Origin of the sequence: Stenotrophomonas sp. PS02289 (assembly GCF_029960115.1) — a bacterium.
In the GTDB taxonomy this organism is placed as follows: Bacteria; Pseudomonadota; Gammaproteobacteria; order Xanthomonadales; family Xanthomonadaceae; genus Stenotrophomonas.
This window is the reverse complement of the sequence record NZ_JASCOZ010000079.1, coordinates 1-20,320: the sequence shown is the minus strand read 5'-3', so window position 1 is coordinate 20,320 and position 20,320 is coordinate 1. Positions and strand designations below refer to the sequence as shown.

Annotated in this window: 16 protein-coding genes; 3 read left to right on the top strand and 13 right to left on the bottom strand. The window is 65.5% G+C overall.

Annotated elements, in window-relative coordinates:
- Window positions 1-55: 55 nt before the first annotated feature.
- The 10 genes from QMX83_RS12410 to QMX83_RS12365 all read right to left on the bottom strand — a co-directional run bounded on the left by QMX83_RS12410 (window position 56) and on the right by QMX83_RS12365 (window position 11,410).
- Window positions 56-1,117 (bottom strand): hypothetical protein, encoded by a 1,062-nt coding sequence (locus QMX83_RS12410; protein ID WP_282296946.1) that lies wholly within the window; start codon window positions 1,115-1,117, stop codon window positions 56-58.
- A 344-nt stretch (window positions 1,118-1,461) separates the two neighbouring features.
- Window positions 1,462-1,764, bottom strand: coding sequence for a hypothetical protein (locus tag QMX83_RS12405; protein ID WP_282296945.1), 303 nt, complete (start codon window positions 1,762-1,764; stop codon window positions 1,462-1,464).
- A 90-nt stretch (window positions 1,765-1,854) separates the two neighbouring features.
- The gene (locus QMX83_RS12400) at window positions 1,855-4,182 is read right to left on the bottom strand and encodes an arylsulfatase (protein ID WP_282296944.1); all 2,328 of its coding nucleotides are present in this window, start codon (window positions 4,180-4,182) and stop codon (window positions 1,855-1,857) included.
- 577 nt (window positions 4,183-4,759) lie between these two features.
- On the bottom strand, window positions 4,760-5,293 hold the full coding sequence (locus QMX83_RS12395; protein ID WP_282296943.1) for a lipocalin family protein: 534 nt from the start codon (window positions 5,291-5,293) through the stop codon (window positions 4,760-4,762).
- A gap of 11 nt (window positions 5,294-5,304) precedes the next feature.
- Window positions 5,305-6,375, bottom strand: a complete 1,071-nt coding sequence (locus tag QMX83_RS12390; protein WP_282296942.1) for a class I SAM-dependent methyltransferase — start codon at window positions 6,373-6,375, stop codon at window positions 5,305-5,307.
- On the bottom strand, window positions 6,372-7,157 hold the full coding sequence (locus QMX83_RS12385; RefSeq protein ID WP_282296941.1) for a DUF1295 domain-containing protein: 786 nt from the start codon (window positions 7,155-7,157) through the stop codon (window positions 6,372-6,374). The genes QMX83_RS12390 and QMX83_RS12385 overlap by 4 nt, the downstream gene beginning before the upstream one ends.
- Window positions 7,154-8,419, bottom strand: a complete 1,266-nt coding sequence (locus QMX83_RS12380) for a cyclopropane-fatty-acyl-phospholipid synthase family protein (RefSeq protein WP_282296940.1) — start codon at window positions 8,417-8,419, stop codon at window positions 7,154-7,156. Before QMX83_RS12380 ends, QMX83_RS12385 begins: the two co-directional genes overlap by 4 nt.
- The gene (locus tag QMX83_RS12375; protein ID WP_282296939.1) at window positions 8,416-9,183 is read right to left on the bottom strand and encodes a DUF1365 domain-containing protein; all 768 of its coding nucleotides are present in this window, start codon (window positions 9,181-9,183) and stop codon (window positions 8,416-8,418) included. The genes QMX83_RS12380 and QMX83_RS12375 overlap by 4 nt, the downstream gene beginning before the upstream one ends.
- Window positions 9,180-10,457: an FAD-dependent oxidoreductase gene (locus QMX83_RS12370; RefSeq protein WP_282296938.1), complete on the bottom strand. Its 1,278-nt coding sequence runs from the start codon at window positions 10,455-10,457 to the stop codon at window positions 9,180-9,182. The genes QMX83_RS12375 and QMX83_RS12370 overlap by 4 nt, the downstream gene beginning before the upstream one ends.
- 2 nt (window positions 10,458-10,459) lie before the next feature.
- Window positions 10,460-11,410: an acyl-CoA desaturase gene (locus tag QMX83_RS12365; RefSeq protein ID WP_282296937.1), complete on the bottom strand. Its 951-nt coding sequence runs from the start codon at window positions 11,408-11,410 to the stop codon at window positions 10,460-10,462.
- Between the two features lie 136 nt (window positions 11,411-11,546).
- Here QMX83_RS12365 and QMX83_RS12360 point away from each other — a divergent pair, with 136 nt between their 5' ends.
- Both QMX83_RS12360 and QMX83_RS12355 read left to right on the top strand, forming a co-directional pair.
- On the top strand, window positions 11,547-12,167 hold the full coding sequence (locus QMX83_RS12360) for a sigma-70 family RNA polymerase sigma factor (RefSeq protein WP_336618960.1): 621 nt from the start codon (window positions 11,547-11,549) through the stop codon (window positions 12,165-12,167).
- The gene (locus QMX83_RS12355; protein ID WP_282296935.1) at window positions 12,167-12,859 is read left to right on the top strand and encodes a ChrR family anti-sigma-E factor; all 693 of its coding nucleotides are present in this window, start codon (window positions 12,167-12,169) and stop codon (window positions 12,857-12,859) included. Before QMX83_RS12360 ends, QMX83_RS12355 begins: the two co-directional genes overlap by 1 nt.
- Window positions 12,860-12,934: 75 nt before the next feature.
- On the opposite strand, the gene QMX83_RS12350 is transcribed toward QMX83_RS12355, so the two are convergent.
- The 3 genes from QMX83_RS12350 to QMX83_RS12340 form a co-directional block, all read right to left on the bottom strand.
- Complete coding sequence (locus tag QMX83_RS12350) at window positions 12,935-15,337, bottom strand: PAS domain-containing sensor histidine kinase (protein ID WP_282296934.1); 2,403 nt, start codon at window positions 15,335-15,337, stop codon at window positions 12,935-12,937.
- Window positions 15,338-15,462: 125 nt separating this feature from the next.
- Window positions 15,463-16,659 (bottom strand): molybdopterin molybdotransferase MoeA, encoded by a 1,197-nt coding sequence (locus QMX83_RS12345; protein ID WP_282296933.1) that lies wholly within the window; start codon window positions 16,657-16,659, stop codon window positions 15,463-15,465.
- A gap of 72 nt (window positions 16,660-16,731) precedes the next feature.
- The gene (locus QMX83_RS12340; RefSeq protein ID WP_282296932.1) at window positions 16,732-17,865 is read right to left on the bottom strand and encodes a PAS domain-containing sensor histidine kinase; all 1,134 of its coding nucleotides are present in this window, start codon (window positions 17,863-17,865) and stop codon (window positions 16,732-16,734) included.
- 195 nt (window positions 17,866-18,060) lie between these two features.
- Here QMX83_RS12340 and QMX83_RS12335 point away from each other — a divergent pair, with 195 nt between their 5' ends.
- The gene (locus QMX83_RS12335) at window positions 18,061-20,202 is read left to right on the top strand and encodes a TonB-dependent siderophore receptor (RefSeq protein ID WP_282296931.1); all 2,142 of its coding nucleotides are present in this window, start codon (window positions 18,061-18,063) and stop codon (window positions 20,200-20,202) included.
- Window positions 20,203-20,320: the final 118 nt, after the last annotated feature.

The window sequence follows — 20,320 nt, the reverse complement described above, 5'->3', positions numbered from 1 at the left end:
GGGCTTGCCCGGCTGGCGGTTATCCGGATGCATCAGCCGGGCAAGCCCGGCTCTACTAGTTGGCACCTATCGTCAACACCGGCGCAGGACTGCTGGTCCCGGTTTCAGCCAACGAGAAGAACATCATCATGAACGCGAACGCGCGCTTGGACGCCATATCGCGGTCGTCCACCCAGTACCAGGTATCGCGGTAACGCACGGCGGTATACGCATCGGCCGGTGCCTGCGCGCCACTGTGGATGGTTGCCAGTCGATGGAAACCCTGCGCGCTCACGTCCGGCGCATAGCCCGGGAAGGTGCGCCCCTCGGCAATGTGCGCGGCGGGCACGTCGATGCAGTTGGAGAAGTCGAGCAGGATCTCCAGCATCGAGCGGGTCAGCAGCGCGATCTCGGTGTCGTTGCGTGGCGTGGCCCCGTACACCAGATTGAACTCGGGCGAGGGGCGAATGCCCATCAACCCGCGTACCTGGGCCACGTCCTCGGCCAACTGCGGTGACGCATCACCACGGAAGAACAACACCGTCGCTTCGCCATTCTCGCGCCGCTCGATGCGCATGCCGAGACCTTCCGCACGCTGTACACGCCGCAGCAGTTCAGTGAGCTGCACGAACTGCGGGTCCGCCGGGCGCGCATTGATGCCGGCTGACCGGTTGTAATGCCCGTTGATCGCGCGCGTGGTCGCGCCGATGATGAAGTCCGCCGGGTACCCGGCCTGGATCATCTGGAACACCGACGCCGGTGCAATCGGGCGCAGCAGGCTCTGGGTGAACTTGTCGCCGGTCAGTGGCGCGTAGGAGATGGTCGGTTTGGTGATGTAGCGTCCATAGCCGCCGATGCTCGGGGTGCCTGAATCCTGCGGGGGGAACGTCGCAGAAGCATCGATCTGCCCCTCGGCTGAGTAGGACGCCACGATGGAGGAGACGTCCAGGAACATCGGCGCATCGGCGTAGCGCAGGCGCACGATGTTGAGCAGCGTCTGTTCCTTCCACGACTCGCCAATGGCAGTGGAATAGCCCTGGCGATCACGCGGGATGCTCTGCGGGCCCATAGTGGCGCAGCCGCAGAGCAGGGCGGTGGAAACCAGTGCCAGGTGAAAGCGGAGGGGACACTTGAGCATGCCGGTGCACCGCAGGAGGGCAGGGAACCACGCTCGCACCCGACGCCCGCACGCACAACGGCATTTGTGCGGTAGCGCCCATGGGTAGTTTTACTGACATCACCGCTGCCTTGGGACACTGGTAGAGGCGGTCGACAGACGCCTGCCGATAGCATTGATGGACTCTTTAGCGCATGAACCCTGCCGGGGTGAGCGCTTCGTTCCCAGTTCATGCCCTACCGCGCGATGCACCGGTACCGGCGGTCGACTGTCGTGCGACCCTACCGGCGAACATCGTGGCGCCGTAGACCCGACGTGCCGCGTCAATGAATGCGTCGCCACGCGCAGGAGCGACGGAGCGCCCGCTATCGGCCGAGCAACGATGCGATGGCCTTGCGCAGCAGCCAGATCACACCCCACAGCAGCACGCCGTTCAACACCATCGCCAGCACGATCAGGGCAATGAAGCCGGCCGGTGTTTCCACGCCCAATGCCATGAAGAACAACGACCATGGCATGGCCAGCATCAAGGCAACCACTGCAGCCAGACCGTCGGCGGGGAGGCCGAACAGGCCTTTGGTGCCGACAAGCAGTACTGCAAGACCGCCGAGGCAGGCGAGGGCGTAGAGACCGACGATGACCTGGGCGACGCGCTTTCCTGGGAGCATGGTATTCGTCCGTGCGTTGGATGCGCGGAGTTTACACAGTCCGCGAAGCCACGCAGGGCGTGGCTCTACGGGGTGGGCATGCAACCTTGCTCAGTCCGCTGCGAATGCGGCGGCGGCCAGCTTCTCCAGATCCAGGTACTGCGCCTTCTCCACAGTGACGCCTACAGCCAGAATCTCACCGCCCTTGAACTCGCCCGGCGTTTTGTACTCGGCACTGACGGCGTCACCACTGTCGCGACCGATGCACAGCCCATCGCCCGAAAGCGTGAACTTGCCCAACTGGGTCTTCATATCCCCCTCGGCCTCGACCTTGTCGTTCACATACAGCTTGGTCTTGCCCAACGACTCGCCGTGCTCGCCCTGGCCGGCGCGCTCGAACTCCATGCCCAGCGTCCACGTGCCCGGCTTGAGTTGGGTGGTGGACACAAAGGTCTGCTCCGGCTTGATGCCGAGGAAGTTGTACACGTAGTACAGCTTGCGGTTCTTGATGAACAGGCTGTGCCCACCGAACCGCGAGCCATGCGCGAAGATCACGCCCGAGGCATCGGCGTCCTTGATCTCCACCTCGGCAATGATCTTGTACGAACGCCCACGCACGTTCACCGCCACGCCTTCCGGCACCGGCGAGGTGCCCGGGTAGTAGACGTAACGCTCGCGCGGGGCTTCGGTGCTCGGGCGTTCGGTGCCCAGGACCTCGGCAGCGGTGCGGTCGTCCAGCGGCAGCACGTTGTTGGCGTCAGCCTCGGCGAACCACGCATCCACCAGCGCTTTCAGCTTGTCCGGATGTTCCTTGGCCAGGTCTTTGGACTCGGAGCGATCCTCATCCACGTTGTACAGCTCCCAGCGGTCATCGTCGAAGTGACCCTTGCTGGTCAGCGGTGCGTGCACCGCCGCCGCCTTCCAGCCGTTCTCCCAGATGCCACGTGTGCCCAGCATGGCGTAGTACTGACGCTTCTTCTGGGTTGGGCCATCCTTCTCGAAGCTGTACTTCATCGACACGCCCGACAGCGGGTGCTGCTTCACGCCGCGATTGGTTTCAGGCATTGGAATGCCGATCGATTCCAGGATGGTCGGCACGATATCCACTGCGTGGTGGTATTGGTTGCGCACCTCGCCCTTGGCCTTGATGCCCTTCGGCCAGTGGATCACCATCGGGCAGCAGGTGCCGCCGGCGTATTCGGAGTAGCGCTTGAACATCTTGTACGGGGCCGAGAACGCCGCGGCCCAGCCGGTGGGGTAGTGATTGTAGGTTTCCGGCCCGCCGAGCACGTCGATGTACTTGAGGTTCTCTTCCAGCGAATCCGGGTAGTTGTTGAAGAACTTGTTCTCGTTCACCGAACCCGTCGGGCTGCCTTCGCCGGATGCGCCGTTGTCCGAGCAGTAGAAGATGATGGTGTTGTCCAGCTGGCCGCTCTTTTCCAGGTAGTCGACGATGCGCCCGACCTGGGCGTCGGTGTACTCGGAGAAGCCGGCATACACTTCGGCCATGCGCGAGAACAGCCGCTTCTCATCGGCACTCAGGCCGTCCCAGGGCTTCACGTAGTCCGCAGCGTTGGCCTGGTCTTCGGGCATGGGATTGAAGTCCGGGACCTGGGTGCCGGCCGGCAGCATGCCCTTTTCGATCATGCGTGGCACCACCCACTTGCGGTAGGCGTCGTAGCCTTCGTCGAACCTGCCCTTGTACTTGTCGATGTATTCCTTGGGCGCGTGATGCGGGGCATGGTTGGCTCCCGGGCAGAACCAGAGGAACCAGGGCTTGGAAGGATTGGAGGCCTTCTGGTCGCGGATCATCTGCAGCGCCTGGTCGGTCAGGTCGCGCGACAGGTGGTAGCCGTCTTCCGGGCCATACGGTTGGTCGATGAAGACGTTGTCCTGGGTGAGATCCGGGTACCACTGGTTGGTTTCGCCGCCGAGGAAGCCGTAGTAGCGGTCAAAGCCCTTCTGCAGTGGCCATTCAGATTTCGGCCCGCCGGCGCAGATGTCCTGCTCGGGCACGTTGTGGTCTTTGCCGATCCAGAACGTGCTGTAGCCGTTGTCCTGCAGCACCTGGCCTACCGACATGCATTCTTCAGGCACGCGCCCACTCCAGCCGGGGAAGCCGTTGGCGGTTTCGGTAATGGCGGACATGCCATTCAGGTGGTGGTTGCGGCCGGTGAGGAAGCACGAACGGGTAGGGGAGCACAGCGCGGTGGTGTGCCACTGGGTGTAGGTCAGCCCGTTGTCCGCCAGCTTCTGCAGCGTCGGCATGTTGATCGCACCGCCGTAGGGTTCCCACGCGGCCTGGCCGGTGTCGTCGTAAAGAACGATCAGGATGTTGGGGGCGTCTTTGGGTGCGGTCGGTGGCAGGAAGGGTGCCCAGTCAGCTTTGGAATCGCGGATGTCGAGCTTGATGACACCCTTGAACGGGGGCTTGGTCATGGCGGGGCCTTCCTGCGCGGGGGAGGGTTGGAAGTTCAGCACCTCACGCCGCTGCCGGCCTCTGTAAACCTACTGAGTGGGCTTCAGTAGATTCGGTAGAGGCGGTCGCAAGACGCCTGCCGATAACGGTGATCGGTGCTTTAGCGCATTGACTCCGACGGGCCAACGCCTCCGTTCCGCGTCCATGCCCCACCGGGTGATGCAGTGCTATCGGCCGTCGACTGTCGTGCGACGCTACCATCGGCCGCACAATAAATGGTTGGGCAGGAAGGGCTTTGGTAGAGGCGGTCGCGAGACGCCTGCCGATAACGGTGATCGGTGCTTTGACGCATTGTCCTTCTCGGAGAGACGTCTCCGTTCTGCGTTCATGCCCTACCGGGCGATGCACCGCTATCGGCGGTCGACTGTCGTGCGACCCTACCAGCCCTCCGTCGCGCCAAACTCGTACGTTTCCCGTTCTTATGAGACGCCCGTCTCGAATCTTTGTGTCGATCGCGACGTACAGGCTGCAATGCCATGCCGCGGAGAACGGCCATCTGCGGCGTATTGGCGTGGCACGCGTTATCCCGCAGCAACGTCACCGCTTTGACTGCGGCACCTTCCTCAGTTTGCTGACGTCGTACCCCAACGCCTTGATCCGCTCCACTGCGGCTTGGTAATCCGCCTCAGACACCTGCGGCGTGCGCGCCATGTACCACACATGGTCGCGCTTGCTTCTGGCCACGATGGTCTGGCTGTAATCCGGCGACAGCCACGAAATGATGTACTCGGCCTGGATCGGCCATACGAACTGCATGCCCCAGACCGCGCCGTTGCCTTCCTTCTCGACCCGGCCAATCGGATTCATCGTGCGCTTGGGAGCCTGGAAGCTGCCCTTGCGGTAGGTGAAGGTGGTCTGGATCCGTCCATCCGAGCGCAGTGCGTAGCTTTCCACCGCGTCAAAGGCCTCCCGTTCCGGCCGGGTGGGGATGTGCGCGATCACATACCAGTCGCCCATGAAGCGGGGGACATCCACCGCGTCCATACGAGGCAGCGGCGGCAGGTCGCGGGCGCTGCAGGCACTACCCAGCAAGGCGGCGGCCAACAGGGGCAGAAGGGTATACGCACGCATGGCAGTCTCCTTCAGCGGGGTCGGAACAGATAATGCGCCACCAGCCATTGCTGGCCGTTGTCGTAGCCGAACAGCTCGGCGCAGGCCATCCAGAACATGCGCCAGCGTTGCCACCACAGTACCGCCGCGTCACCGTAGGTCTGCGTGAGGATGGGCATGAGTTCTGCACGGGCAGCGTCCTGGTTGGCCAGCCAGTGGTTGGCGGTCTTTTCGTAATGGGTGCCGTCCACCAGCCAGCGATCCTGCAACTGCAGGTCCTGCTGGAAGTGCAGCAGCGTATCCGCAGCAGGCATCAGCCCGCCGGTGAAGAAGTGCCGGCCCATCCAGTCGTCCTCACCCTGGGTCTCGAACGGGTACATCAGCGTGCGATGCGCGAAGATGTGCACGAACAGCGCCCCGTCCGGCCGCAGCCAGCCGGCAATCCGGCCCAGCAGCGTTTCGTAGTTGCGCATGTGCTCGAACATCTCCACGGATACGCAGCGGTCGAACGAATGCGCCGGCAGCACCAGCTGGTTCACGTCCCGGGTCAGCACCTGCACGTTATGCAGGCCGCGCAGCATGCACTGCTCCATGATGTGGCTGCGCTGGCTGCGTGAGTTGGATACGGCAGTGATGCGCATGTTGGGGAAGCGCTCGGCCATCCACAGGGTCAGAGAGCCCCAGCCACAGCCCAGCTCCAGCACGTCCTGGCCGTCGGCCAGTCCGGCACGCGCGCCATACAGACTCAGCATGGCCTCTTCGGCCTCGGCCAGGGTCTCGCGCCCGGTGGGGTAGTAGCAGCTGCTGTATTTCAGGCGTGGGCCCAGGCAGGCCTTGAAGAAGTCGGCCGGCACCTCGTAGTGCTGGCGGTTGGCCTCATCCACATGCAGGGCGACCGGGCTGCCGGAGAGCTCGGACAGCATGCGGGCGAAGCGCTGCTGCTGCGCATGCGCGCCACCGGCCAGTTCGTCCTGCAGGCGTTGGCCGCAGAGCCGGCGGATGCCCCAGCGCAGGGCGCGGTCGGGCAGCCAGCCGCGCTCGGCCCAGCCGGTGAGGCCCAGTTCGGCGGTCGCCGGTGGCTGCACAGGGGTAATGGTGCTCATGACGTGCCCTCAGCGGTGTTTCGGGGGAACCAGAGGAAGAACATCGGGGTGGTCTGCTGGTAGCGGCGGTAGTCCTCGCCTCGGCTGCGCAGCGCCTGCTTCTCAGTGAACGGCACGCCGCTGAGATAGCGCAGGAACACGTACATCACCACCGGGCCGCTCCAGGCCAGCCACCACAGCGGCGAGCCCACGGCCAGCAGCACGTAGGTGAACCAGTGCAGCCACTCGAAGAAGTAATTGGGGTGCCGGCTGTAACGCCATAGCCCGTCGCGGCAGGTGCGGCCCTTGTTGGCCGGGTCCGCGCGGAAGCGCGCCAGTTGACGGTCCGCCAGTGCCTCGCCGCCCACGCTGAGCAGCCACACCGCCATCGCGGCGGCGATCCACCCGCTGAAACCAGGGCGCGGATTAGCAGCCACCGCGGCGAAGGGCAGGGCAAACAACACCACCAGCAGCGCCTGGGCGATGAAAAAGCCGTAGATCTTCCCCTGGTGCCCGCCCCAGTGCGCACGCAGGTACTGGTAGCGACCGTCCTCGTCCTCATGGCGCACGCGCTGCCACAGGTGCAACGCGAGCCGGCTTCCCCAAAGCCCGCCCAGCACCGCAAGCGCGATGCGCGGCGCGTGCGCCCCTTCTCCCAGCCAGGCCAGTAGCAGCGCGCCCGCTGCCACGCCTTTGGCCCACAGCACGTCGACCACGCCGATGTTCTGGTGCCGGCGTTGCCAGGCCCAGCCCCAGCTCATGATCACCACCGCGTAAAGCAATACCCACCACAGCGGTTTCATGACGGCAGCCCCTGCAGCGGTGGCTGATACCCGGGGCGGGCCAACAACAGATGTGACACGCCAATCGAGCGTTCCAGGAACCCGCCTTCGCAATACGCCAGATAGAACTCCCACAGGCGAATGAAACGCTCGTCGAAGCCCTGCGCACGCACCTGCGCCCGTTGCGCCAGGAAGCGTCGACGCCAGGCTCGCAAGGTCAGCGCGTAGGAGTGACCGAAGTCGTATTGCTGGATCAACTGCAGGTCGCTGGCGTCGGTCTTTGCCAGCATGATCGCGCCCAGCGAGGGAATGAAGCTGCCGGGAAACACGAAGCGCTTGATGTAATCCACGCTGTGCAGCGCCTGCTCATAGCGGTGGTCTTCAATGGTGATGGCCTGCAGCAGGGCCACGCCGGTGGGCTTGAGCAGCCGCTGCAGGGTGGCGAAGTAGGTCTCGAGGTACTGCGCGCCGATGGCCTCGATCATTTCGATCGACACCAGCTTGTCGTACTGGCCTTCCAGGTCGCGGTAGTCGCGCATCAGCACGGTGACACGGTCGTGCAGGCCGGCGTCCTTCACCCGCTGCCGGGCCAGCGCATACTGCTCGGCGGAAATGGTGGTGGTGGTGACGTGGCAGCCATAGTGCGTGGCCGCATGCACGGCGAAGCCGCCCCAGCCGGTGCCGATTTCCACCACGCGGTCGCCGGGCTGCAACTGCAGTTGCTGGCAGATGCGGTCCAGCTTGCGGGTGGACGCCACTTCCAGCGCTTCGTCCTCGGCCGCGTACAGCGCCGAGGAGTACATCAGATCCGGCGACAGGAAGAGTGCGAAGAAGTCGTTCCCCAGATCATAGTGCGCGGCGATGTTGCGGCGGCTGCCGGCGCGGGTATTGCGGCGCAGCTGGTTCCAGACGTGCAGCAGCGCGCCGCCCAGTCGGGCCGGGCCACGCTCCATGCCGTCCAGCAGGTGTCGGTTGCGCACCAGCAGGCGCACCAGGCCGACCAGGTCGGTGCATTCCCAGTCGCCATCGATGTAGGACTGGCCGGCACCGACGCTACCTTGCGCGGCGACCTTGCGATAGAACGCGGGGTCGGTGACCGTTACCGTGACATGCAGGGAACCGGGCGCGTGGTCGGCATTACCGAGCAGCACCTCACCCCGCGCATCGCGCACCTTCAGGCTGCCGAGCTGCAGCGGTGCCAGCAACCCCAGCAGGCGCGTGCGCAGGAACCCCTCCAGTGAGGTCAGACGGGGGGCATGGATCTCGGGTGACACCTGACTCATGAGCGTTTTCCAGAAAGCGCGGGATGGTCGTACACGGGGTTGCGCTTCAACCACAGCCGCAGCGCCTGCCAGTGAATGGCGGCGACCACCTGCAGGGTCATCAACGGGTAGCGCAGCAGCACCTTGGCCAGCCCCGGGCCGTCCAGCGGACGGCGCTGGAGCTGCTGGGTGGCATCGAACTGGCGTTCGCCGTCGCGCCACACCTGCATGTGCACATTGAGGTCGTCGCCCGGCGCGGTGAAGCGCCAGTCGTAGCGGCAGTCCATCTGCATGAACGGCGAAACGTGAAAGGCCTTGTCGAACTGCCAGCGCAGGGCACGGCCGTGCTGTTCGGCCTGGGCGACCGGCAGCACGTAGGCATGCCGTTCCTTCCATGGCGTATTGGTGATCTCGGCGACCACGCAGTCCAGCTGCTCGCCATCGGGCTGATAGCAGTAGTAGTAGCTGACCGGATTGAACACGTGACCGCCATAGCGCAGGTGGGCCAGCAGACGCACCGGCCCAGCCGGGCGGTAGCCCAGGACGGACGCGGCACGGTCGCGCACCGCTTCGGCCAGCGGTTGCTGCGGATCGCCCAGAAAGTCACTGCGCTTGAACTGCGCGATGTTCGGCCGGTTCACCGACCACAACCAGCGACGCTTGAACAGCGTGGGAAGTTCATCCAGGTCGATCAGCAGCTGGGCGATCGGGTAGGTGAACGCATGCGCGTGCGGCCGGTGCCGGCGATGCGTGACCTGCCCGACATACAGCGCGCTGGCGCTCATGCGATGGCCACCTCCCACGGCACCTCTTCCTGGCCCGCGGTGGCGGCGCGCAGGGCATCCACGACGCGGCGTGCGCTGCGGATGCCGTCTTCATGGAAGCCCCAGCCCCAGTACGCGCCTGCAAACCAGGTGTTGCGCCGGCCCTGCACCTCGGCCCAGCGCTGCTGCGCGCGCACCGCCGCGTGGTCGTGCACGGGGTGGGCGTAGTAGCAGCGGCGCAGGATCTTCGCCGGGTCGATGTCGGCGGTTCGATTGAGCGTGACGATCAACGGCGTGTCGCCCGGCAGGCCCTGCAGGTCGTTCATGTAGTAGCTCACCGTGCAGGGCGCGCGGGTGTCGTCTGGAATGTGCGCGTTCCACGCCGCCCACGCTTTGCGGTTGCGCGGCAGCAATGAGGCATCGGTGTGCAGAACAGCCTGGTTGGCCTGGTACTGGATCGCCCCCAGTACCTCGTGTTCGACCGGATCCGGATCTTTCAGGATCGCCAGCGCTTCGTCGCTGTGGCAGGCGAACACCACATGGTCGAAGCCCTCCACCGTGGTGAGGGTGTAGACCAGTGCGCCCCATTGCGTGCGCTCCACCCGGTATACCGGGCAGCCGATGCGCTCACGCACGTGCCAGCGCTTGCGAAGCGCATCGACGTAGCGCGCCGAGCCGCCCGTGACCACACGCCAGGTAGGGCGCTCGGTCATCTGCAGCATCTGGTGGTTGGCCATGAACTGCACCAGGTAGCGCGCCGGGAAGTCGAGGATCTGCGCGCTGGGCGAGGACCACAGCGCCGACGCCATCGGAACCAGATGCTCCTGCACGAAGGCCGGACCATACCCATGGCGACTCAGGTACTGGCCCAGCGTGGGGCCTTCAGGTTCGTCCAGCAGTGCCGGCGCTTCGCGATAGAAGCGGCGCAGGTCACGCAGCATGCCCCAGAAGCGGGGCGAGACCAGATTGCGGCGCTGGCAGAACAGACCATCAAGCGAAGTGGCGTTGTACTCCACGCCACTGCGCTCGCTGTGCACGGAGAAGCTCATGGTGGTGGGCTGGGACGCCACGCCCAGCTCGTTGAACAACCCGGTGAGCAGCGGGTAGTGCTGCGGATTGAACACGATGAAGCCGGTGTCGACTGCCATGGACTCACCGCCCACTTTGACGTCGTGGGTGTGGGTATGGCCGCCCAGGTAATCCTCGCCTTCAAACAGGGTGACTTCGTGTTCGCCATCCAGCCAATAGGCGGTGGCCAACCCTGCAATGCCCGAACCAATGACCGCGATGCGCATGATCAGTACCTCGCCTTGGTCAATACCCAATCCGGAATCGGCTTCAGTCCGCTCACCAGGCCCAGTGCCGCCATGCCGCGCAGCGCGTACCAGGTGATGTCGACTTCCCACCAGCGGAAGCCTTGGCGAACCGTTCCCGGAAAAAAGTGGTGGTTGTTGTGCCAGCCCTCGCCGAAGGTCAACAGGGCCAGCCAGAGGTTGTTGCGGCTGTCGTCCTGGGTGTTGAAACGGCGCCGGCCAAAACGGTGTGCCAGCGAGTTGATGGTGACCGTTGCATGGAACAGTACAACGGTGGAGATGAAGAAGCCCCACACAAGCAACTGCGGACCATTGGTATGCAACGAAGGCGCGAACCGTTCCAGCACTTCACCCAGCGTATACAACGCCAGCGCGAGCAGGACCGGTACCACGGTGTCGAAGCGATCCAACCAACGGAGTTCAGGAAAGCGCGCGAGGTCGGGAATACGTTGGAAATCCGTGACGAAGGCTTCACGGGTGAGGAACCAGCCCATGTGGCTGCGCCAGAAACCACCGTGGTTGGGCGAGTGCGGATCCTGCGGCTGGTCGGCATGGCGATGATGGTGGCGGTGATGTGCTGCCCACCACAACGGGCCGCGCTGCACGCTGGCGGCACCGATCACCGCAAACACGAGCTGCACGACGCGTGAGGTAGTGAAAGTCCGGTGAGAGAAGTAGCGATGATAGAAGCCGGTGATGGCGAACATGCGCACCGCGTACAGCGCAACGGCCACGCCCACCGCGGTCCATGAAACGCCGACCCAGAACACCCCAAGGCACGCTACATGCAGCAGCAGAAACGGTACCGCCCGCAGCCAGTCGACACGCTGCGCCGACGCGGTGTCCACATGGGGTTCACCTGCGGAGGTGTCGAACCAGCGCTGAAGCGTCTGCCGCAGCCGGAAGCGGCCGGACGAGGGTGGAGCCACTGCCATGGAAGCGTTTCCTGTGGGGGCGTATTCCTTCTACGCAGCCAGGCGGCGTTTGGATGCATTCGACTTTGGTCTGCATCCAAATCGTTCCCTGCTGCGTAGGAAGGTCATACCCGGCCCTTGACGACCCGCACAGCCGATGTACTCTGAGTCCAACAAAGCGCCGCTCTGCTTCGAGACTGCACGCATCGTGTCAGGTTCACTGCAACCAACGAGCGACCCCATCAACTGGGCCGGTGACATGGACGGCGTGGCGGGCCGACGTGATCGCGACTGTTTCATGCGCATCTATGATCACTTCATGCCGCGGTTGTGCGTGTACCTGCGTGGCCTGGGCGCGCCGGATGGCGTTGCCGAGGAGCTGGCCCAGGAGAGTCTGCTGCGGTTGTGGCTGCATGCCGACCATTTCAACGCCGCGCAAAGCGCCTTGAGCACCTGGCTGTTCCGGATTGCGCGCAATCTGCAGATCGACCGCGTGCGCCATGAACGCGGTTGGGCGCATGCGCAGGCGGCGGTTGAAATCGCTGCCGAGCAGGACTACCCCGAGCGCACCAGTGCCGAGCAGTTTGCCGACGACGCGCGGTTGCGGCAGCGCATCCAGGAGTTGCCGGCGGTGCAGGCGCGGTTGGTACGAATGTCGTATTTCGAGGCCAAGAGTCACGGTGAGATCGCTCAGGTGCTTGGCATGCCGTTGGGCACGGTGAAGTCGCACCTGCGCCGCGCGTTCCTGCAATTGCAGTCAAAAGTGGGGGCCGGCTGATGCGCCCGCACCATCATCTCGACGACGCGACCCTGATGAGCCTGGCCGCTGGCGCGCTGGCGATGCCGCTGGCGGTGGTGGCCAGTGCGCACCTGGAGCGCTGCGAGCAGTGCCGGCGACGGCTGCGTGAGGCTGAAGCGGTGGGGGCGGCGCTGCTGGAGCAGACGCAGCCTTCAGTGCCGCCCGAAACCGTGCACCAGGACGCCCTACGCGCGGCCATGCTCGCACGCCTGGAAAGCGACGACGAGATCGAAGTGCGACGTGAGTCACGTATTGGTGGCGACGCGGCGGTGGCATCGGCACCGGGCGCTGACCCGGACGCGATGCCGGTGGCGTTGCGCCCGTACTTTGGTGATCGGCTCAGTACGGTGCGTTGGCATTGGATTGGACCGGGCATGTATTGCACACGCAGTCGCGACATGCCGTCGCTCATCATGCTCAAAATTGCACCGGGTAAGAGTCTGCCGCTGCACAGCCATGGTGGCAGCGAGTTGACCCAGGTGCTGCAGGGTTCGTACAACGACGCGCTGGGCGTGTTTGCCCCTGGCGACGTGGCCGATCTGGACCAGGACGTCGAACACCAGCCGGTGACCGCACCGGGCGTGCCGTGCATTTGTGTTTCTGCGCTGGACGCGCCCTTGGTGTTCAGCGGTTGGCTCGCGCGCAAGCTGCAACGCTTCGTACAGCTGTAAGGCGGGGGAGACGCCGGAGGAGAGGCGGCATCGGCAGGCAATCAGGTGCCGGTGCCGCCCATTCTTTCTGACAGTTCAGGCTTCCAACGCCGTCCGCACCCGCGTGGCCAGCTCACCAACGGTAAACGGCTTGCCGATCAGGTGCACGTTCGCGTCGAGCACGCCCTCATCGACCAACGCGTTGCGACTGTTGCCGGTGGTAAACAACACCTTCAGATCCGGCCGCCGTGCCAGCGCCTGGTCGGCGAGTTGGCGTCCGTTGACCTCCGGCATCACCACATCGGTAAACAGCAGCGCGATCTGCGGATGCGCGTCCAACAGCGCCAGTGCGGTGGCGGCACCTTCCGCCGCCAGCACCTGATAGCCCAGCTCGCCCAGCGCTTCGACCGAGAACTGACGCACCAGCGGCTCGTCATCCACCACCAAGATCAGCTCCGGACCGCCGCCGGGCAGGGGCGTGGTCTGTGCGGTCGGTGATGCGGCAGGCAGCGGTTCGGCCATGCGACGTGGCAGGTAGACCTTCACCGTGGTGCCCATGCCGACGTCCGAATGCAGCTTCACCTGACCGGCGCTCTGCTGCACGAAGCCATACACCTGCGACAAGCCCAGGCCGGTGCCCTGGCCGACGTCCTTGGTGGTGTAGAACGGGTCGAATGCCTTGGCCATGACCTCCGGCGACATGCCGCTGCCGGTATCGGACACGGCAATCAGCACGTACTCGCCAGGAGCCACGCCGGGATGTGCCTCGGTGAAACTCGAGGCGATATCGCAGTTGCTGGTTTCCACCTTGAGGCGACCGCCGCCGGGCATGGCGTCGCGTGCGTTGACCGCAAGATTGAGGATCACGTTTTCCAGCTGGTTGGGGTCGGCGTGGGTCCACCACAGTCCACCGGCCAGTACCGTCTCCAGCTGCACACTGCTGCCGAGCGAGCGCACCAGCAGGTCGCTCATGCCGGCGACCAGCTTGTTGGCATCGACCGCCGTGGGCTGCAGGGGCTGCTGGCGCGAGAAGGCGAGCAGGCGCTGGGTCAGCTGGGCGGCGCGCATGGCACCGTCCATGGCCATTTCGATGTAGCGGGCGGCGCGCGGGTCGCTGCCGGCCAATCGCGCCTCAAGCAGATCCAGTGGTCCGATGACGGTGGCCAGCATGTTGTTGAAGTCGTGTGCGATGCCGCCGGTCAGGTGGCCCACGGCTTCCATCTTCTGGCTCTGGCGCAGCGCTTCCTCGACCCGCAGGCGCTCGGCGACTTCTTCACGCACGCGGCTTTCCAGCTGCTCGTTCAGTTCCTTCAGCCGCGCCTCGACGGCGTAGCGTTCGGACAGGTCGAGCATCGCACCGATCATCCGCACAGGCTCACCAGCGGCGTTGCGCAACACCGCGCCCCGGTCGAACACCGTGGCGTAGCTGCCGTCGAAGCGCTGGAAACGGTACTCGTCGCTCCAGCTGCTGCCGTGGCCTTCAATCACCGCATGGATGTCGCGGTCGATGCGTTCGCGGTCGTCCGGGTGGATGTGCTCGAGCCACCACTGGGCGGTGGTTTCGCTGGTTTCGTGTCCGAACAAACTGCCCAACGCCTCGTTCCAGATCACCTGGCCGTCGCTGATCCGCCAGTCCCAGATCGCATCGTTGGTCGCCTGGGCGGCCAACCGGTAGCGCTCTTCGATCTCGCGGTGGGCATCGTGGGCACTCTTGCGGTCGGTGATGTCCAGCGAGGTGCCCACCAGACCGACGACCTGGCCGCTGGCGTCGCGCAGCGGTGCCTTGGTCGACAGCCAGTAGGCGCGGCGTCCGTCGGGGAAGCTGACTTCCTCTTCCACCTGCTCGGCGTCGCCACTGGACATGATGCGTTCGTCGGTCGCCATCACCACGGCGGCCTGGGCGGGGTCATTCAGCAGTTCGGCATCGGTGTGGCCCACGTACTGCTCCGGCGGCCGGCCGATCAGGTCGGTGGTGCCGCGGTTGCCGATCAGGATGCGGCCCTGGCGGTCCTTGGCGTAGACCACGCCCGGTGCCGCTTCCACGAACGAGCGCAGCAACTGCTGGGCATCGTCGCGCTCGCGCTCGAAGCGGCGGCGCTCGCTGATGTCGATGATGACGCCGGGGAAGCCGATCGGCCGGCCCTGGGCGTCCAGATCCACGCGCCCTATGCCTTCGAGCCAATGGTAGCCGCCGTCCTCGCTGCGGGTGCGGTACTGATGGGCGAAACGACCGCCATGCTGGACAGCGGCATTGATGGCCGCGCTCAGGCCGGGCCGGTCGTCCGGGTGCACGCCGCCCAGCACTTCCTCAAGGCGCAGCGTGTTGTGGGCGATGTCTGGGTCCAGCCCGAAGGCGCGGGCAAGGGCTTCGTCAATGGTGAGACGGTCGTTGGCCACGTCCCAGAACCAGGTGCCAACAATGGCACCGGCGGCCAGCGCCATGTTGACGCTTTCGGTGGCGCGTTCGCTGCGGGATTCGGGCGGGGTAGGCGCGGTCAAAGGGAACTCGGCGAGGGGCGGGCGGTAGGGGCCGCCTGGCGATTCCAGTGTATTGATGACACGCATGGCGTGTCACTACGGGCGACGCGGTGCGATTGTGAAGGCGTTGTGGTGAAGAGCGCGTGTCACCACCGGTAAAGCGGGAGGGGTTGACCGACCGGACAGGCGAGTCCCGCCGGTACCTCGACGAAGCCGTCCGTTGCCGCCAGGGTGGTCACGTCGGAGGTACTGCGCGGGGGCAGCGGCTGCGCCAGCACTTCGCCGCCGGGTTCGCGGCGCAGGCGCACCGGTACGAACTGCGCCTGTACGTGCGCCGGCAAGGCGGCCGCCAGCCGCACCTGCTCGCAGGCCACGATCGGCAGCCCCATGGCGGAAAGCAGCGCGGGTCGCACAAAGCGGGCCATGCAGACCAGTGCGGAGACCGGATTGCCTGGCAGCGCAAACACCCGTTGCCCGGCCGCGCCCATGCCGAACCACATCGGTTGGCCGGGCGACTGCGCGACGCCCTGGAACACGCGGACCACGCCCACGCTTTCCAGCGTGGTGGGCAGATAGTCGCGCTGACCGAGGCTGACGCCGCCCGACAGCACCAGCACGTCGTGCGTCTGCAGCAGGCGCGAGAGGCTGCTGCCCAGCACATCCGGATCTTCGGGCAGCGGCTGCAGGGTGGTGGTGGTGATGCCGGCCGCGTGCAGGGCGGCCATCATGGCCAGGTCGCTGCTGCGGCGGATCCGGCCGGGCTGCAGCGGCGCACTCACATCCAGCAGCGCTTCGCCGGTGGTGACGATGGCCACGCTGGGCTGGCGAACCACCTTCACGTTGGCCTGGCCGTTGGCGGCCAGCACCGCCATCTGGGGTGCGCCGATCCGTGTGCCGGCTTCGAGCACGAGGGCGTCGGCCGGGCAATCCGCGCCCTGGCGATGGATGCACTGGCCACGGCTCGGGCTGGCCGACGGAGCCAGCGTGTACCCCTGTGCGTTGCGCACCAGGTGCTCGATCGGAATCACACAGTCGCAGCCTTCTGGCAGCAGCGCGCCGCTGGCGACTTCGATGCACGCACTGGCCTCGTGCAGCGCCTGTCCGTGGTGGCCGGGGGTCTGCGCGCCCACCACGCGCAGCAGGGCCGGCATCACCGGCAACCAGCGCGTGGCGATGCCGTCGGTGGTGACACGGTCAAACGGCGGGTGCGCGCGCTCGGCGATGATGTCGTCAGCCAGCACGCGGCCGACGGCATCGGTCAGTGCCACCGTTTCGGTCGCGCGTATGCGTGCCTGCGCATGTACGGCGTGGGTCGCCTCGTCCACGCTGATCAGTGACTGCATCGCCGATCACCCCCATCTGGAGTTCGCCAGTGATACCGCGCGCGGCGTGAGTGTGAGTTGATGAAACGGCCTTCACATGGCGGGAAAATACAACTCCACCCGTGTTCCGTGACCGGGTTCACTGATCAGGCGCGTGAAGCCGCCCGATTGCGCGGTGAAGCCAAACACCTGGCTCAAGCCCAGGCCGCTGCCTTTGCCTACCGGCTTGGTGGTGAAGAATGGTTCGAACACACGTGCCTGCTGCTCCTGCGGAATGCCCGGGCCGTTGTCGTGCACCGACACCCGCACGAACGGGGCAGGGGGCTGGTCCGGCAGGGCCGAGTCCTGGGTGAACTGCAGCGCGGTGTGGATGCAGATGCGGCCGCCATCCGGCATGGCGTCGCGGCTGTTGCAGACCAGGTTGAGCACGGCGGTTTCCAGCTGGGTGCGGTCGAGCGCGCAGGCGGGAAGGTCGTCGGCCAAGGCCAACTCCAGCGTGACCGCATCGCCCGCAGAGCGGCGCAGCACGCCATCGCATTCGCGTATCACCGCGCTCAGATCCAGCCGTTCCGGTGCCAGTGCCTGGCCGCGGGCAAAACCGAGCAGCTGGCGGGTGAGCAGGGCGCCGCGCTCGGCCGCACGCAGTGCCGTGTCGACCAGCTTGGCCGAGGAATCATCCTGGACCTTGGCGGCGAGCAGGTCCTGGCAGTTGATGATGACCGTCAGCAGGTTGTTGAAGTCGTGCGCCATGCCCAGGGTGAACTTGCCGATCGCCTCGAGCTTCTGCGCCTGCAGCAGGTTGGCCTGTGCTTCCTGCAGACGCTGCTGGGTGACATGGCGCTCGGTGACGTCGCGGGTCACCTTGGCATAGCCGATCAGTTCGCCGTCGACCCGGATCGGGTCGATGACCACGCTGGCGCGGAAGCACGAGCCGTCCTTGCGCACACGCCACCCCTCGCCGACAAAGCGTCCTTCCTGTGCGGCGGTGCGCAGGTTGCGCTCGGGCAGGCCCGCTTCGACATCCTCGGGGAGGTAGAAGCGGGCGAAGTTGCTGCCGATCACTTCGCGAGGGGAGTAGCCCTTGATGCGTCGGCCGCCTGCGTTCCAGGTGCGGATCACGCCTTCGGTGTCGAGCATGTAGATCGCGTAGTCGGTGACCGAGTTCAACAGCAGCGAGAACTGCCGTGACTCATCGTTCAACAGGTCATTGGTGCGCTCTTCAAGCACGGTGTGGTTCCTCCCCAGCCCCCTTGGTACGGACAGTAGTGCACGCGGGTGCTGCGGGTCCATGGAATTTGCCGTTGGTACGGCGGTTTTGCCGGATCCGCGTATTGATCGCAGGGCACCCGCGCATTCAGGCTGTGAATTTTGGCCAGGAATACGTATCATTCGCGCCAAATTCCGTAACATCGACCCCCATTCATGTCTCAGATCGAGCGCAGTTCCCTGCGCGCGCTTGCGCGCGCGCGTCTTTCCGTGGCCCTGGCCGTTGCCCTTGCCGTACCCGCGATCGCCGCAGCCCAGAGCGGTGACGCCACCCGCCTGGATGCCGTCGAGGTAACCGCGGATACGCCCCGCGTGGAGCGCAACGGCACCCTCGGGGTGCTGGGTTCGGCGGATGTCATGGACACCCCGTTCAGCACCGCCAACTACACCTCGAAGATGCTGGAAGACCAGCAGGCACGCACGCTGGCCGACGTGGTGGTGAACGAGTCCTCGGTGCGGGTGATGACCAGCACCGGCAGCTTCAGCGAAGACTTCCAGATCCGTGGTTTCAACGTCACCAGTGGTGACGTCGGCCTCAATGGTCTGTACGGCCTGAGCTCGTCCAACCGCATGCCGGCCGCGCTGATGGAGCGCGTGGAAGTGCTAAAGGGTCCGGGCACGCTGATGTACGGCATCAGCCCGAATGGCAGCATCGGCGGCAACATCAACATCGTGACCAAGCGCGCCAAGGATGCACCGCTGACCCGCCTGACCACCACCTATGAAAGCAAGTCGGTGTTCGGCGCGCACCTGGACACCAGCCGCCGCTTCGGCAACAACCAGCAGTGGGGCGTGCGCTTCAATGGCGTGTTCCGTGACGGCCAGACCAGCCTGGACGACGGACATCAGAAGTTCGGCCTCGGTGCCATCAACGTGGACTACCGCTCGCTCAATCTGCGCTGGACCCTGGACGCCTACACCCAGCGTGAGGAAGTGGACAACTTCCGCGCCCAGACCGGCTTCCACCCGGCCAACACCACCATCCCGCGCCCGCCGTCCGGCCATACCGCCATCTATGACGGCGCCAACCTGATGTCGCGCGATCGCACGGTAGCCACCCGGCTGGAGTTCGACACCAGCGATTACATGACGGTGTACGCCGCCGGCGGCTACCGCTATGGCAACGCCGAGCAGGACTTCCCCTCGGCGCGCACCACCAATGCGGTCAACGACCTGGGCAACCTGCGCATCCTCAATGCCTGGTACGACGCCGAGTCGCGTAACCGTACCGGTGAAGTTGGCGCGCGCGCCCGCTTCGAAACCGGCCCGGTGAAGCATGTCCTGACCGCGTCCGGTTCGTTGCTGAAGTCCGAAGCGGGCAGCTTCTTCCTGTCGGCCCCGCCGAGCCAGACCATCAATTCCAACATTTACAACCCGGTCAAACTGATTCCGATGACCGGCGTACGCCTGTCGCCGATCAAGAACTCGGAGTCCGAGCTGACCAGTTTCTCGCTGACTGACACCCTGTCGTTCGCCAACGACCGCGTGCTGGTCACGGGCGGCCTGCGCAAGCAGCAGGTGAAGCTGCAGAACTTCAACCCCGCCGGCGCGGTCACCACCTCCTACGACGAAGGCGCGGTGTCGCCGCTGTTTGGCGTCGTGGTACGCCCGAGCCAGCACGTGGCGGTGTACGGTAATTTCACCTCCGGTCTGACCCGCGGCGGTACCGCGCCGGCCAACGCGGCCAATGCCGGCGAAGTGTTCGAACCGTACAAGAGCAAGCAGTACGAAGCGGGTGTGAAGTTCGACTACTCTGGGCTGATCTCCACCGTGTCGGTATTCCAGATTGAGCGCCCGAATGCGCTGGTCGACTTTGCGACCAACATCTACAACTTCGAGGGCCAGCAGCGTAACCGTGGCCTGGAGCTGTCCACCGTCGGCCAGGTGCTGCCGGGCCTGAACCTGATGGCCAGCGCGACGATTTACGATGCCGAACTGCAGAAGACCGCCGCCGGCGTGAACCAGGGCAACGAGGCCAACGGCGTGCCCAGCCACACCCTGAACCTGGGCGCGGACTGGGAACTGCCGTGGGTGCCGGGCCTGAGCCTGAACACCCGTGCGCTGTACACCGCATCCACCCCGTACAACCAGGAAAACACCCAGACCCTGCCGTCGTGGACCCGTGTGGATGTTGGCGGCCGCTATGTCACCCGCATGGGCAACACGCCGGTGACGCTGCGGGCCAGCGTGGAGAATGTCTTCAACGAGCGCTACTGGCTGTCCAGCAGCACGCTGCTGACCGTAGGTACGGTGGCGGCACCCCGCACGGTGCTGATGTCGGCACAGTTCGACTTCTAAGTGGTAACACCCCGGTGCCGGCCCTGTGTCGGCACCGGGAGACCGGTAGCGGGGGGGGGGGGGGGGGGCCCGGCCCGCGGGCTGGGGGCCCCACCCCCCCCCCCCCCCCCCCCCCCCC